We start from the raw sequence: 13,663 nt of genomic DNA on the forward strand, positions 1-13,663 counted from the left end.
GGAGATGCCCTCCTTCGACTATGACGTCGTGGTGATCGGGTCCGGCTTCGGCGGCAGTGTCAGCGCGCTGCGGCTGACCGAGAAGGGTTACCGGGTCGCGGTCCTGGAGTCCGGCAGGCGGTGGGAGCCGCAGGACTTTCCGAAGTCCAACTGGTACCTGCGTGACTCCATCTGGGCGCCGAAGCTGGGGCTGACCGGGCCGCAGCGGGTCAGCGTGGTCGGCAAGTGCGCGATCTTCAGCGCGTCCGGGGTCGGCGGCGGCTCGCTGATCTACGGCAACACGCTGTACGAGCCGCTGGAGAACTTCTACACCGACCGTTCGTGGTCGCACATCACCGACTGGAAGAGCGAACTCGCGCCGTACTACGACCAGGCCAAGCGGATGCTGGGCGTGGCGACCAACCCGCGGATGACCCCGGCCGACGACGTGCTGCGGCAGGTGGCGGTGGAGATGGACGTCCTGGACACGTTCCACCCGACGCAGGTCGGCGTGTTCTTCGGCGACGAGGGCAAGCAGGTACCCGACCCGTACTTCGGCGGCGCCGGACCGGAACGCACCGGCTGCACGCACTGCGCCCGGTGCTTCACCGGCTGCCCGGTCGGCGCGAAGAACACCACGACGACGAACTACCTCTACCTCGCCGAACAGGGCGGCGCGGAGGTGCACCCGATGACCACGGTGACCGAGGTCAAGCCGATCGACGGCGGCTACGAGGTCACCGCCGTGCGCTCGGGCAAGCTGTTCCGCGAGCGGCGCCGGACGTTCACCGCCGAGCAGGTGGTGTTCTCCGCCGCCGCGCTGGGCACGCAGAAACTGTTGCACGCTATGAAGGACAGTGGCACCCTGCCCCGGATCTCCGATCGCCTCGGCGAACTGACCCGCACCAACTCCGAGGCCATCCTCACCGCCAGCAGCCGCACCCGCGACGATTTCGCCCAGGGCATCGCGATCACGTCGTCGATCCACCCGCGACCGGACACCCACATCGAGGTCTGCCATTACGGCGTCGGCCAGAACGCCATGTTCGCCCTCGCCGCGCCCATGGTCGACGGCGGCCGGATGCGTCTGCTCCGGTTCGCGCTGATGGTGTTGCTGCACCCGTTGCGTTTCCTGCGGTCCCTGCGTTTCCACAAGGCGTCGGAGCGGTCGGTGATCCTGCTGGTGATGCAGTCGCTGGACAACTCGCTGACGTCTTTCCGCAAGCGCGGCCTGTTCGGCAAACACCTCTCGACCCGCCAGGGCGGCGGCGACCCGAACCCGACCTGGATCCCGATCGGTCACGAGGCCAACCGCCACTACGCCGACAAGATCGACGGCGACACACTCGGGACGTACATGGACGTGGTCAACATCCCGTCGACCGCGCACTACATCGGCGGCTGCGTCATCGGCGACTCCCCCACGACCGGCGTCGTCGACCCGTACCAGCGGGTCTACGGCCACCCGGGCCTGCATGTGGCCGACGGTTCAGCGGTGACGGCAAACCTGGGCGTCAACCCGTCGCTCACGATCACGGCGCAGGCTGAGCGGGCCATGTCGTTCTGGCCCAACAAAGGCGAACCCGACCCCCGACCGGAACTCGGCTCGACCTACCGACGCATCGACCCGGTCGCACCGGTCCTCCCCACCGTCCCCGCAACCGCCCCCGGCGCACTGCGTCTGGTCTAGGAGTCCATTATGGAGAGTTATCCGCCGCAGCCGTGGCACATGGTCGGCCAGGCGTACATATCGGCTTGGCGGCTGCCCGTCGCCGCACTGCCCGCACTGCCGACGGGGGTGCGCCCGATCGTGGTGGGCGGCAACGGTTTCGTGGTGACGGCCTGGGTCGACTACCAAGAGGACGGGGTGCTTGCCTACCGCGAGATCATGGCGACCGTTCCGGTCCGAGACGGCCTGGCGGCGTCGATCACCCACATCTGGGTCGACAGCCCGGTATCACTGGCGGGTGGGCGGGAGCTGTGGAACATCCCGAAGGACCTCGCGGAATTCGAGATGACCCACCGCCCGCACTTCACCGCAAGCGCCTGGTCGGCCGACGGCCCGATCGCTGAGGCCGAGTACCGCGTCCTGGGACGGTCGCCCTTCCGTATGCCCGCGAGCTTCTCGGTAATCCAGGACGGCCCGAAGAAGAGTCCAGTCAAGGCAAGCGGCCGACTGGCGGCGGCTCGATCAAGCTGGAAGATCGACCCCACCGGCCCACTCGGCTACCTCGACAGCAGGCGACCTTTCGCCAGCTTCGCCCTACTCGACTTCACCATGCGCTTCGGCTCCTGACCAATCCCGACTCAGGCGTCGAACTCCCGCATGAGCACCGCGAGGTAGCTGCTCGCGAACCGCCGGACGTCATCGTCGGAGTCGAACGGGATGCAGGTTTGCGGAGTCAGGGTGAACGAGATCGCGAGCCGAACGAAGATCTCCGCGACCCCGGCCGGGTCACGGTTCTCCACCGGCCGCAGCTTCCCCGCGACCTGTTCGCCCTGCCACACCAGGAAATCCCGGGACGCCGCGACGATCGCGTACCCGTGGGTGGTGAGGTATGGCAGCAGCGCCTCCGGGTCGGTGGCCAGCAGCCGGTTCATCAGCGGTTCGGTGCGGGCGTGGCGCACGCCGACGACGAAGCCCTCGACGAGCCGTTCGGCCACGGTCGGCAGGGCGGCGACCGCCTCCGCGATCTCGGTGTAGAACCGGCGGCTCTCCCGCACGAGCACGGCTTGGACCAGCGCGTCCTTCGTCTCGAACCGCCGGTACACCGTCGCCCGCGACACCCCGGCCCGCTTCGCGACGACCTCGACGTTGGTGCGACGCAGGCCGAAGTCGAGCATCTCGGCGAGGGCGGCATCGAGGATCGTCTCGCCGACCGCGTCGGTGTCGGTCGCGGCGGTGACGAGGTCGAGCAGGCTGGCGGAGTCCGGCGATCTCACACCGTGAGCCTACTGGCGGTCTCCGGGCCCGACCCGGTCCGCCGATACCCCTGCCGCGCCCGCGCGGTGTGGCGCAGCGGCGACGGCAGGACCGGCCAGCCGGAGCTGACCACCCGACGGACACGGTCGAACCTGCGCTGGTCGCTCTCACTCCAGGGCTCGCCGATGTGGGCGCGGACGGACGCGGGCAGCGTGCCCACCGCCAGCCACCACAGCAGCTTCCCGCTGGGCTTGCGCACGACCCGGTAGATCGGCGCGGGCACCAGCGGGAACTCCTTCGGCGGGTTCTTGCTGAACTCGATCAGTGCCCGGGCCGCGGGTGTGATCTCCAGCCGCTCCCGGCACATCCGGTCGAAGTATTCCTGGAACGACGGCCAGTCCGGCGGCATGACCCGGTCGCTGACGCCATACGCCCGATAGATCTCGCAGCCCTCGGCGTAGAGCCGGTGCTTGTCCGCCTCGCTCAGCGGCTTGCCGAACATGTCGATCGACTGGAACAGCGCGTCGAAGATCGTCGCGTGGGCCCAGAAGTACACCTCGGGATCGAGCGCGTGATAGCGCTTGCCCCGCTGATCTGTCCCTTTGATCTCGGTGTGGTAGTCCCGGATCTTGCGCGCGGTGGCACCGCCTTCTGGCCAGTCGAACGTCGTGCCCTGGATCTGCGGCACCGACCGCAGCACTCGCTGCCAGGGCTCGTTGAAGAAGTCCGAGTGCTGCTCCACCCCGGCGCCGAGGCCGGGGTGCATCAGCTGCAGCAGCCCGGCCCGGACCAGCAGCAGATAGCCGCGCCGATCACCGCCGTAGCGCCAGTGCATCGATCCCGGCCCAGGTAGTTCCGTGGCGTCCATGCGCCGATGATACAAATTTGTCGCTTTGTTTCACAAGACCCGCGTGCTGAGGCGGGCGACGACTTGGCCGCGGTCAGTGTCGACCGCGACAGCCGATACCACGTGTCCGCCACGGGCAGCAGAAGCTCGCGGCCGTCGTAGTGCGGCGGGCTCAAACCGGGCGCGGGCGGTGTGTCGAAGTCGGAGAGCGGGACCGCGATGTCGCGCATTGGGCTCGGCGAAACGGCCGAGCAGGTATTCGAAGTACCAGCCGCCGAGCTGCGCCGCGACCCGCCGCACCGCCTCCGATTTCGCCGTACCCGGCGTGCCGACCACCAGCACGTGCTCGCCCGCGACCGCGCAGAGCAGCACCGTCTCGGCGATGAGTTCCCGGTCGACCAGCCCGTCACGGGCAATCGCGATCGCGGCGCGCGCGACGGCGGCGTCGTCCCCAGTTGAGTCGCGGCGGGAGTGCAACCAGCGGTCACGCCATACCCGAGCAGTTTTTACGGATGCGTATCGAGCCGTTGACATTCGCTCGTGAGAGCGCTTTCATCAGACTCGGCAAGATTTGTTGTGCACCGCAACATGGGTTTCCCTGCCCGTGACTTGGAGGTCACCGCCCATGCCCGTCTTCTCCCTCGCCCCACCCCGCCGCGCCCGCTACGCGATTGGCGCCGCCGTCGCGGCGCTCGCCGTCGTGGTCCCCCTGACCGTCTCCGCTCAAGCCGCCGTTCCCCCAACCCCTGCCGGGTGGACGCTGCAGTGGAGCGACGACTTCACCGGACCAGCCGGACAGCTTCCGTCGTCCGCGAACTGGATCTTCGATCTCGGCCATGGCTACCCGGGAGGCCCCGGCAACTGGGGCACCGGCGAAATCGCCGCGCACACCAACAACCCCAACAACGTCAGCCTTGACGGCGCCGGGAACCTGCGCATCACGCCTCGGCGGGACGCGGCCGGGAACTGGACGTCGGCCCGCCTGGAGACCCACCGCGGCGACTTCAAGGCGCCCGCCGGTGGGGTGCTGCGCATCGAGGGCCGCGTCCAGATGCCCAACGTCACCGGTCAGGCCGCCCTCGGGTACTGGCCCGCGTTCTGGGCGCTCGGGTCGCCGTATCGCGGGAACTACTGGAACTGGCCCAGTATCGGCGAGTTCGACATCATGGAGAACGTCAACGGGATCAACTCCGTGTGGGGCGTGCTCCACTGTGGAGTCAACCCGGGCGGCCCGTGCAACGAGACGAACGGCCTCGGCGCGAGCCGGGTGTGCCCTGGCGCGTCTTGCCAGTCGGCGTTCCACACCTACCGGTTCGAGTGGGACCAGAGCGTCTCGCCGAACCAGCTGCGCTGGTATGTCGACGGGCAGCAGTTCCATTCGGTGAGCCAGAACCAGATGCCCGCCGACGCCTGGCAGAACATGACCACGCACGCGGGCTACTTCATCCTGCTCAACGTCGCGATCGGCGGTGCCTTCCCGGACGGCGTCGCGGGACACGCCACGCCGACCGGGGCGACGGTTCCCGGCCACCCGATGGTCGTCGACTACGTCGCCGTGTGGACCAGCGGCGGCACGCCGCCCACCACGACGACCACACGCCCGACGACCACCACTCCGCCGACCACCACCACCACCACCACGCCGCCCCCGGATGGCGGCAACGCCTACGGCACCCTCCAGGCGGAGGCGTTCCAGCAGCAGTCCGGCATGAGCGTCGGCACCGCCCAGGACACCGGCGGCGGCGGGCACCTCGGCGAGATCGGCAACGGGGACTGGGCGCTGTACCGGGGCATCGACTTCGGCTCCGGCTCACCGGCGACGCAGTTCGTGGCGCGGGCCGCGTCGGGTGCCGCGGGCGGGGTGAGCGGGCTGGTCGAAGTTCGGCTCGACAGCCGGACGAATCCACCCATCGGCAGCTTCGCCGTCGGGAACACCGGCGGCTGGCAGAGCTGGCGGACGATACCGGCCAACATCAGCGGTGTCACCGGGGTCCATGACGTGTACGTGACGTTCGCCAGCGGCCAGCCCGCTGACTTCGTCAACCTGAACTGGTTCACCTTCGGGAAGTGAGCCATGGCCACCCGACTCCTCAAGGTCACCATCGGCCTCGCGCTCGCCGCATGCCTTACCACCGCGGTGATCGGCAACGCCGAGACGATCGACCACAGTGGACACAATGGACACAGCGGGGCGCCGAGTGACGACCAGGCGGCCGCGATGGTGGCGCAGCAGGCCGCTCCGGTGCGGGGCTCGGAGTTCCGGGCCGAGTGCCGCAGCAGCCACCGGGCCGGGAACGACCCGATCGTCTTCCCCGGCCGGACCGGTGTTTCCCACATCCACGAATTCTTCGGGAACACCACGACCGACGCCAATTCGACGCTGCAATCGCTGCGGCTGGGCGGAACGAACTGCGACCCGGTGTCGGACAAGTCCGCCTACTGGGTGCCGACCCTCTACCAGAACGGGACACCGGTCGCGCCGGAGCGGGTGACGATCTACTACCAGGGCATCACCGACCACACCCGCGCCGTGGCCCACCCGCAAGGGCTGCGCTACGTGATCGGCAACGCGCTGGCCACCAGTCCGGACCAGAACCCCGCCGCGCGCTGGTCGTGCGTCGGGTACCCGGAGTCCAGCCGGGACTTCCGGTCCTGCCCTGCCGGGTCGAAGTTGGAGAACTATCTCGACTTCCCGACCTGCTGGGACGGGTCCCGGCTGGACTCCCCTAACCACCGTGACCACATGGCGTTCGCGGTCGCGGGAGTCTGCCCGGGCAGCCACCCCGTGGTGCTGCCCAGGCTGGAGTTCCTGATCACCTATCCGGTCAGCGGCGGCGGGCTTTCCCTTGCGGGGACGCGCAACGGCGTCAACGTCACCACGGCGCCGGGCTACACCTTCCACGGCGACTTCCTCAACGCCTGGGATCCCGGCGAGCTGCAGCGCCGGGTCGACAACTGCATCAAGGCCGGCTACGTGTGCGGCACCGACGGAATCCCCATCCAGCAGTAACAGGAGACACCATGCACAACGCACGACGGCCGCGCGTGGCCGTTGTCGCGACGCTCGCCGTGAGCGCTCTGGCGCTCACGGCGTGCGGCGACAGTGGCGAGACCGCCCAGTCCGGTCCCGTCACCCTCACGGTCAACGTCTTCGGTGACAACTTCTCCTTGCCGAACGACAGGTCCATCTACGACGAGTACGAGCGGACCCATCCCGGCGTCACGATCGTGGAGAACCGCGGCGACTTCGGCACCCACCACCAGAACATCCAGGCCCGCCTCACCGCGGGCAGCGGCGCCGCCGACATCGAGGTCATCGAGGTCGGGCAGGTCGCCGGGTACATCGGCCAGCCGGACAAGTTCGTCAACTTCCGCGACGAGGGCGTCGACACCGCACAGTGGACGGACGCGGTCGTCGCCCGGGCGTCCACTCCGGACGGCAAGGCGCTGATCGGGCTGCCGACGGACATCGGCGGGCTTGCCATGTGCTACCGCACGGACTTGTTCGCCGCGGCCGGTCTGCCGACCGACCGTGCGGCCGTGTCGGCGCTGTGGCCGACGTGGGAGGATTACGTCGCCACCGGGACCCGCTTCGGTTCCACGGCGCCGCAGGGCGTGAAGTGGTTCGACGCGGGCGGACACGTCTTCACCGGCATCCTGGGCAACGAGAAGGAAACCTTCTACGACGCCGAGGGCAAGCTCATCGCCGAGAACAACCCGGTCGTGCGCAAGGCGTGGGACCTGACGGTCAAGGCGATCCAGGCGGGCCAGTCCGCGGCGCTGCCGGAGTTCTCGCCCGAGTGGAACACCGGGTTCCAGCGGGGCCAGTTCGCCACGATCACCTGCCCCGCCTGGATGATGGGCTACATCCAGGGCAACGCCGCCGAGACCAGCGGCAAGTGGGACATCGCGAAGATCCCCGGCGGCTCCGGCAACTGGGGCGGCTCCTACGTCACGGTTCCCAGCCAGGGCAAGAACACCAAGGCCGCCGCCGAGCTGGCGAAGTGGCTGACCGCGCCCGAGCAGAGCGTCAAGCTGTTCAAGGCGATTGGCAACTTCCCGAGCCAGCAGAGCACGTGGAAGGACAAGGAGGTCGCGGGGTTCACCTCGCCGTTCTTCAGCAACGCGCCCGCCGGGACCATCTTCCCGGAGTCGCTGGAGAAGGCGCCCGCGCAGGTGACGGGCCCGGAGAGCGGCGTCATCGGCAACATCTTCGCCGCCGCCCTGAACAGCGTCGAGCAGGGCACCGACCCGAACGAGGTCTGGCGCAAGACGCTGGGCGACATCAAGGCCGCCGCGGGATGACGCGCGGGGTCCAGCGGAGTCGGGACCGCCTGCCGTGGCGGTCCCGACTCCACCGGCTCGACCTGACGGTCTCGCCGTACCTGTACATCTCGCCGTTCTTCCTGCTGTTCGCCGTGTTCGGCCTGTTCCCGCTGGCCTACACGGCGATCATCTCGACCACGGCGTGGAGCCCGCGCAAGCCGGGCAGCGCGGACGTGTCGGTCGGCATGGACAACTATCGAACCCTGCTCACCGACGAGAACTTCCACAACGCGCTGATCAACACGTTGGGCATCGGGTTGGTGTCGACGGTTCCACAGTTGCTGCTGGCACTGGGCATCGCGCACCTGTTGAACTACCGCCTGCGCGGGCGGCTGGTGCTGCGGATGGGGGTCCTGGTCCCGTACGTGACGTCGGTCGCGGCCGTGGCGCTGATCTTCAACCAGATGTTCGCCCGCGACTTCGGCCTGCTGAACTGGCTGCTGCAGCCCTTTGTGGACAGTCCGGTCGACTGGCGGGCGGACAGCTGGTCGTCGTGGATCGCGGTGTCGGTGATGGTCATGTGGCACTGGACGGGCTACAACGCGCTGATCTATTTGGCTGCGATGCAGACGATCCCGTACGACCTGTATGAGTCGGCGTCGATCGACGGGGCGAGCAAGTGGCAGCAGTTCTGGCATATCACCGTCCCGAGCCTGCGGCCGACGATCATCTTCACCGTCATCGTCTCCACCATCGGCGCACTGCAACTGTTCGCCGAACCGTTCCTGTTCGACACCACCCGCAACAACAACGGCGGCTCGGAACGGCAGTTCCAGACGATTGTTTTGTACCTGTACCAACAGTTCTGGACCAACGGACGTTATGGCTACGGGGCGGCGATCGCGTGGACGCTGTTCGTGATCACGGTGGTCATCGCGGCCGTGAACTTCGTTTTGACCCGCCGCATCCGGTCGAGCGAGTAGGCATCTCATGAGCGACGAACCCTCGGAGGGCACCCCCTGATGCCCACCACATCCACATCCACATCCCCAAAACCCGCCCCCGCGCAGCCCCCGCCCTTCCCTGGGGGGACAGCCCTTGGCCAGTCTATCGGGAGGGGGAGACGGAAACGGTCCAAAGACGGCGGCCTGTGGATAACCTACGGGCTGTTGATAACCATCGTGCTGGTGTCGGCGTTCCCGCTGTACTGGTCGGTGGTCGTGTCCTCGCGCGACAAGTCGTCGGTGGGGCGCTATCCGCCGCCGCTGGTGCCGGGCGGCAACCTGTGGGACAACCTGTCCACCGCGTTCGTCCAGGGCAAATTCGGCCTGGCGCTGCTCAACTCGACGCTGGTGGCCGGGTCCATCACCGTGTCGGTGGTCCTCACCTCGACGCTCGCCGGGTTCGCCTTCGCCAAGCTGCGCTTCCGGGGCCGCAACGCGCTGTTCACGATGGTGGTGGCGACGATGCTGGTGCCGACCCAGTTGGCGATCATCCCGCTCTACATCATGGTCACCCAGTGGTTCGGCTGGTCCAACGACCTGCGCGGGGTGATCGTCCCCGCCCTGGTGAGCGCGTTCGGCGTGTTCTTCATGCGCCAGTACCTCACCTCCGCGATGCCCGACGAGCTGATCGAGGCCGGTCGGGTTGACGGTGCCTCCACCCTGCGCATCTACTGGAGTCTGGTGCTGCCGATCGCCCGGCCGGGGGCGGCGGTGCTGGGCCTGCTCATCTTCATCACCTACTGGAACGACCTGTTCTGGCCCCTCATCCTGCTCAACACACAGAACCCGACCGTGCAGGTCGCCATCGCCAACACGGCGAGCGGCATCGAGGTGGACTACTCGCTGGTGCTGGCCGGGACGGTGATCGCGACGTTCCCGATTCTCATCGTGTTTCTCATCCTCGGCAGGCAGATCATTGGAGGAATCATGCAGGGCGCGGTGAAGGGATGAAGTTCCCGGAAGGCTTCGTGTGGGGTGCGGCGACGGCGTCGTACCAGATCGAGGGCGCGGTCGACGTGGGCGGACGCGGCCGGTCCATCTGGGACACCTTCGCGCACACCCCGGGGAAGGTGGCGGGCGGCGACACCGGCGACGTCGCGGCCGACCACTACCACCGGTACCGCTCCGACGTCGCCCTGATGCGGGACCTGGGGCTCGACGCCTACCGGTTCTCCGTGGCGTGGCCCCGGGTGCAGCCGACCGGGCGCGGACCCGCCAACGCCGCCGGGCTGGACTTCTACGACCGGCTCGTCGACGAACTGGTCGGCCACGACATCACCCCGATGCTCACGCTCTACCACTGGGACCTGCCCCAGGACCTGGAAGACGCGGGCGGCTGGGCCGAACGCGACACCGCCGCCCGGTTCGCCGAGTACGCCGGGCTGGTGGCGGAGCGGCTCGGCGACCGGGTGCCGCTGTGGACCACACTCAACGAACCGTGGTGCTCGGCGTTCCTCGGCTACTCCTCCGGTGACCACGCGCCCGGCCGCACCGACCCCGGCGTCTCCCTGGGCGCCGCACACCACCTGCTGCTCGCGCACGGGCTGGGCACCCAGGCTCTCCGGGCCGCCCTGCCCGCCACGGCGCGGACGTCCATCGTGCTGAACCTGGCGGCTGTGACACCCGCGTCCCCCGCCGACGGGGACGCGGCGCGGCGCATCGATGGGCTGGCCAACCGGATCTTCCTCGACCCGCTCTTCGGGCGCGGCTACCCCTCCGACGTCCGTGCCGACACCGCGCGGCTCACCGACTGGGCCTTCGTCCAGGACGGTGACGAGGCGGTGATCGCCACCCCGATGGATCTGTTGGGCGTCAACTACTACAGCCCCACCGTGGTCCGATCAGGCGCGGAGGGAACCGACGGTCCTTGGCCGGGATGCGCGGATGTGGGGTTCGTCCAGAGCGGCCCACTCACCGCCATGGGCTGGCCGATCGACGCGGGTGGTCTCACCGCGATCCTCACGCGCCTGCGCGACGAGTATCCGGCGATCCCGATCATGATCACCGAGAACGGCGCCGCCTTCGACGACGAGGTGCACGACACCGACCGCGTCAACTACCTGCACGACCATCTCGCCGCGGTGCACGCGGCGCTGCAAGCGGGCGTGGATGTGAAGGGATACTTCGTGTGGTCGCTGCTGGACAACTTCGAGTGGGCCTACGGCTACGCGAAACGGTTCGGCATCGTCCACGTCGACTACGCCACGCAGCGCCGGGTCTGGAGGGACAGCGCATACTGGTATCGCGAAGTGATCAAAAACCATGGGACCAACGGGACGGTATGAGCGCGGACGGGACGGCCACACGGCGGCAGCCGACCCTCGACACGGTCGCCGCCGAAGCGGGCGTCTCGCGTGCCACCGTGTCGCGGGTGATCAACGGCTCGCCCAAGGTGTCCCCCGAGGTCAAGGCCACGGTCGACGCCGCCATAGCCCGCCTCGGCTACGTCCCCAACCGCGCCGCCCGCAGCCTCGCGACCCGCCGCACCGACTCGATCGCCCTGGTCATGCGCGAGCCGGACGCCAAGGTGCTGGCCGACCCGTACCTCGGCAACATGATCATCGCGACCAGCCAGACCCTGATGGGCACCGGTGTCCAGCTGGTCCTGATGAACGCCCAGAACGACGCCGAACACGCCCGCCTCGCCGACTACGTGCGCGGCGGCCACGTCGACGGCGTCCTACTGGTGTCCATGCACGGCGATGACCCACTGCCGCAACTCCTGCTCAGCGCGGGCATCCCGACTGTGGTCGGCGGCCGCCCCCAGCACCCGCTGCCAGGCCTCACCTATGTCGACGTAGACAACCTCGGCGGCGCGGTATTGGCCACCGAACGGCTGATAGCGGCAGGCCGGACCCGCATCGCGACCGTCACCGGCCCCCCGGACATGACCGCGGGCGTCGACCGCCTGACCGGCTTCCAGGACACCCTCCGCACGGCAGGCCTGAAACCCCACCACATCGCACGCGGCTCGTTCACCCGAGAATCCGGCGAACAGGCCATGACAGAAATCCTGAGCCGACGCCCGGACACCGACGCCGTCTTCGTCGCCAGCGACCTGATGGCCATCGGAGCCCTGCGAGCCCTACGGGCCGCCGGGCGGCAGGTGCCCGAGGATGTCGCGGTGGTCGGCTACGACGACATCGAGATGGCCCAACACACCGAACCACCGCTGACGACCATCCATCAGCCGGTGGTCGACCAGGCCCGGATCATGGCCGAACTACTCCTCACCCAGATCGGCGGCGACCCGCCGAGTTCCCCGGTGGTCCTGCCGACCCGCTTGGTGGAGCGAGAATCCGCCTGAGCCAAGGCCGGATCCGCGGGCACCGCTGACCTGGATGGGCACCATGGTGGAGATCAACCCCCTGACCGAATCCGACCGCGCCTGCTGGGAAGTGCTGGCCCGTGCTCACCATGCCCACTTCGAAACCGAGGTCGGCGACGACGACTACGAACACACCTGGCAACACCTGCTCGACAGGGAGCGGAGACGTGGGATCGCCGCGTGGCTGGACGGCAAGATGGTTGGTATCGCGCACTACGTGTTCCACGACGGCATCTGGGGTGCGGGCAGATGCTATCTGGCGGACCTGTTCGTCGACCCGGAAGTGCGCAGGCGGGGTGTCGCCATGGCAATGATCAAGTGGGTGGCGTGGGAGGCCGAGGAGCACGGCGCACCACGCCTCTACTGGAACACCCTGGACAACTCCCCAGCTCGCGCGCTGTACGACAAGGTGGCCGATGTCCATAGGGGGCTCATTCTCTACACCTACCGGCGCGACGCGAACCAGATGAGGGTTGGGCCTTCTCCCTGAGGTTCCCGTTGTTTGAGGGAGGGCGGCCGTAACCGTCACCACCCGCACCGCGGCGAAGCGGGCCGACTTTTCGGATCTAGTCGCGACCGAACGCGGTCATGCTCTGGTAGGTGAACCCCAAGCGCTCGTAGAGTCGGATCGCGGTGGCGTTGTTCGCGTAGACCATCAGCCCGCAAGACCCGTGTTCGGCCAACAGGGTGTCCCGCACGAACCCACAGACAGCGCTGGAGGCGCCCTTGCCGCGGTGGTCTTCGTGGGTCGCTACGCCGGCGATGAACCCCATGTCGGGCGCGGGCCAAGCGTCGCCCGCCATCGAGATGAGGGTGTCGCCGTCGAAAATGCCCGCCCAACGCCGCGTTCCGGTCTCGCGTGGGACGAGCCAGCCGTCCGGATTCGCTGTGCGCACCAAGTAGTCCGCGTCGTCGAGGTCGGTCTCGGTGAGCCAGCGGACGCCGTCGGGGCGCGGGCCTGGATCGCCCGTGGTGGTCATCCAGCCGAACGTGGCGTACGCGGACCAGCCGGGTTCCAGCTGACCTATCTCGTCGGCCAGTTCGGTGGGGGCGATCGGAACCCCCCGGGGTGGCAGACGCACGGACGTCAGCAGCTTGAGCGCCTGCTCGGCCGGGCCGGCCAGGATCACGCGATCACGCCGGTAGAGCCCCGGCGCGTAGACAAGGACCGCGCCGTCGTGCTCCCATGCCTGCCCGCCCTCGTTGGGGTATCCAGGCACCAATGCCTGGGCGCCCCAGGTGAGCACGGGTTCGGTCGTGACGGCGGCAACGTCCGCCGGAGTCTTCAGCTCATGCACGCCGCCGATTCCATCGCA

The 13,663-nt window shown here is 68.4% G+C and carries 14 protein-coding genes; 10 read left to right on the forward strand and 4 right to left on the reverse strand.

The window, feature by feature from the left end; all coding sequences use genetic code 11:
* Positions 1 to 4: 4 nt before the first annotated feature.
* The gene (locus ACUZ2Y_RS06295) at positions 5 to 1,669 is read left to right on the forward strand and encodes a GMC oxidoreductase (RefSeq protein ID WP_476331610.1); all 1,665 of its coding nucleotides are present in this window, start codon (positions 5 to 7) and stop codon (positions 1,667 to 1,669) included.
* 9 nt (positions 1,670 to 1,678) lie between these two features.
* Entirely contained in the window at positions 1,679 to 2,275 is a 597-nt protein-coding gene (locus ACUZ2Y_RS06300) for an acetoacetate decarboxylase family protein (RefSeq protein WP_476327830.1), read from the forward strand.
* A gap of 11 nt (positions 2,276 to 2,286) precedes the next feature.
* Here the strand turns inward: ACUZ2Y_RS06300 and ACUZ2Y_RS06305 are convergent, their stop codons facing one another.
* Genes ACUZ2Y_RS06305 through ACUZ2Y_RS06315 form a run of 3 tightly spaced genes read right to left on the reverse strand, consistent with a single transcriptional unit; the run spans position 2,287 to position 4,226 of the window.
* Positions 2,287 to 2,922, reverse strand: coding sequence for a TetR/AcrR family transcriptional regulator (locus ACUZ2Y_RS06305; RefSeq protein WP_476327832.1), 636 nt, complete (start codon positions 2,920 to 2,922; stop codon positions 2,287 to 2,289).
* Positions 2,919 to 3,770 (reverse strand): oxygenase MpaB family protein, encoded by an 852-nt coding sequence (locus ACUZ2Y_RS06310; protein ID WP_476327834.1) that lies wholly within the window; start codon positions 3,768 to 3,770, stop codon positions 2,919 to 2,921. The genes ACUZ2Y_RS06305 and ACUZ2Y_RS06310 overlap by 4 nt, the downstream gene beginning before the upstream one ends.
* A gap of 30 nt (positions 3,771 to 3,800) precedes the next feature.
* Positions 3,801 to 4,226 (reverse strand): AAA family ATPase, encoded by a 426-nt coding sequence (locus ACUZ2Y_RS06315; RefSeq protein ID WP_476327836.1) that lies wholly within the window; start codon positions 4,224 to 4,226, stop codon positions 3,801 to 3,803.
* A 148-nt stretch (positions 4,227 to 4,374) separates the two neighbouring features.
* On the opposite strand from ACUZ2Y_RS06315, the gene ACUZ2Y_RS06320 reads away from it, so the two are divergent.
* From ACUZ2Y_RS06320 to ACUZ2Y_RS06355, 8 genes are all read left to right on the forward strand, one after another.
* Positions 4,375 to 5,820 carry a carbohydrate-binding protein gene (locus tag ACUZ2Y_RS06320; RefSeq protein WP_476327838.1) on the forward strand — a complete coding sequence of 482 codons (1,446 nt, stop codon included), beginning with the start codon at positions 4,375 to 4,377 and terminating at the stop codon, positions 5,818 to 5,820.
* 3 nt (positions 5,821 to 5,823) lie between these two features.
* Positions 5,824 to 6,759, forward strand: a complete 936-nt coding sequence (locus tag ACUZ2Y_RS06325; protein ID WP_476327840.1) for a DUF1996 domain-containing protein — start codon at positions 5,824 to 5,826, stop codon at positions 6,757 to 6,759.
* An 11-nt stretch (positions 6,760 to 6,770) separates the two neighbouring features.
* Entirely contained in the window at positions 6,771 to 8,054 is a 1,284-nt protein-coding gene (locus ACUZ2Y_RS06330; RefSeq protein WP_476327842.1) for an ABC transporter substrate-binding protein, read from the forward strand.
* Positions 8,051 to 8,998 carry a carbohydrate ABC transporter permease gene (locus tag ACUZ2Y_RS06335; protein WP_476327844.1) on the forward strand — a complete coding sequence of 316 codons (948 nt, stop codon included), beginning with the start codon at positions 8,051 to 8,053 and terminating at the stop codon, positions 8,996 to 8,998. The genes ACUZ2Y_RS06330 and ACUZ2Y_RS06335 overlap by 4 nt, the downstream gene beginning before the upstream one ends.
* Before the next feature lie 186 nt (positions 8,999 to 9,184).
* Entirely contained in the window at positions 9,185 to 9,970 is a 786-nt protein-coding gene (locus ACUZ2Y_RS06340) for a carbohydrate ABC transporter permease (protein ID WP_476327846.1), read from the forward strand.
* Positions 9,967 to 11,304 (forward strand): GH1 family beta-glucosidase, encoded by a 1,338-nt coding sequence (locus ACUZ2Y_RS06345; RefSeq protein ID WP_476327848.1) that lies wholly within the window; start codon positions 9,967 to 9,969, stop codon positions 11,302 to 11,304. Before ACUZ2Y_RS06340 ends, ACUZ2Y_RS06345 begins: the two co-directional genes overlap by 4 nt.
* Positions 11,301 to 12,326: a LacI family DNA-binding transcriptional regulator gene (locus ACUZ2Y_RS06350; RefSeq protein WP_476327850.1), complete on the forward strand. Its 1,026-nt coding sequence runs from the start codon at positions 11,301 to 11,303 to the stop codon at positions 12,324 to 12,326. Before ACUZ2Y_RS06345 ends, ACUZ2Y_RS06350 begins: the two co-directional genes overlap by 4 nt.
* A gap of 34 nt (positions 12,327 to 12,360) precedes the next feature.
* On the forward strand, positions 12,361 to 12,837 hold the full coding sequence (locus ACUZ2Y_RS06355) for an N-acetyltransferase family protein (protein WP_476327852.1): 477 nt from the start codon (positions 12,361 to 12,363) through the stop codon (positions 12,835 to 12,837).
* Between the two features lie 76 nt (positions 12,838 to 12,913).
* On the opposite strand, the gene ACUZ2Y_RS06360 is transcribed toward ACUZ2Y_RS06355, so the two are convergent.
* Positions 12,914 to 13,645, reverse strand: coding sequence for a GNAT family N-acetyltransferase (locus ACUZ2Y_RS06360; protein ID WP_476327854.1), 732 nt, complete (start codon positions 13,643 to 13,645; stop codon positions 12,914 to 12,916).
* Positions 13,646 to 13,663 lie beyond the last annotated feature (18 nt).

This window comes from Actinokineospora sp. UV203 (assembly GCF_056323665.1).

What these genes read in the sequence shown, in the direction of transcription:
- ACUZ2Y_RS06295 (WP_476331610.1), top strand. Translation starts at nt 5, where the DNA reads ATGCCCTCCTTCGACTATGACGTCGTGGTGATCGGGTCCGGCTTCGGC.
- ACUZ2Y_RS06300 (WP_476327830.1), top strand. Translation starts at nt 1,679, where the DNA reads ATGGAGAGTTATCCGCCGCAGCCGTGGCACATGGTCGGCCAGGCGTAC.
- ACUZ2Y_RS06310 (WP_476327834.1), bottom strand. Translation starts at nt 3,770, where the DNA reads ATGGACGCCACGGAACTACCTGGGCCGGGATCGATGCACTGGCGCTAC.
- ACUZ2Y_RS06320 (WP_476327838.1), top strand. Translation starts at nt 4,375, where the DNA reads ATGCCCGTCTTCTCCCTCGCCCCACCCCGCCGCGCCCGCTACGCGATT.
- ACUZ2Y_RS06325 (WP_476327840.1), top strand. Translation starts at nt 5,824, where the DNA reads ATGGCCACCCGACTCCTCAAGGTCACCATCGGCCTCGCGCTCGCCGCA.
- ACUZ2Y_RS06330 (WP_476327842.1), top strand. Translation starts at nt 6,771, where the DNA reads ATGCACAACGCACGACGGCCGCGCGTGGCCGTTGTCGCGACGCTCGCC.
- ACUZ2Y_RS06335 (WP_476327844.1), top strand. Translation starts at nt 8,051, where the DNA reads ATGACGCGCGGGGTCCAGCGGAGTCGGGACCGCCTGCCGTGGCGGTCC.
- ACUZ2Y_RS06345 (WP_476327848.1), top strand. Translation starts at nt 9,967, where the DNA reads ATGAAGTTCCCGGAAGGCTTCGTGTGGGGTGCGGCGACGGCGTCGTAC.
- ACUZ2Y_RS06350 (WP_476327850.1), top strand. Translation starts at nt 11,301, where the DNA reads ATGAGCGCGGACGGGACGGCCACACGGCGGCAGCCGACCCTCGACACG.
- ACUZ2Y_RS06355 (WP_476327852.1), top strand. Translation starts at nt 12,361, where the DNA reads ATGGGCACCATGGTGGAGATCAACCCCCTGACCGAATCCGACCGCGCC.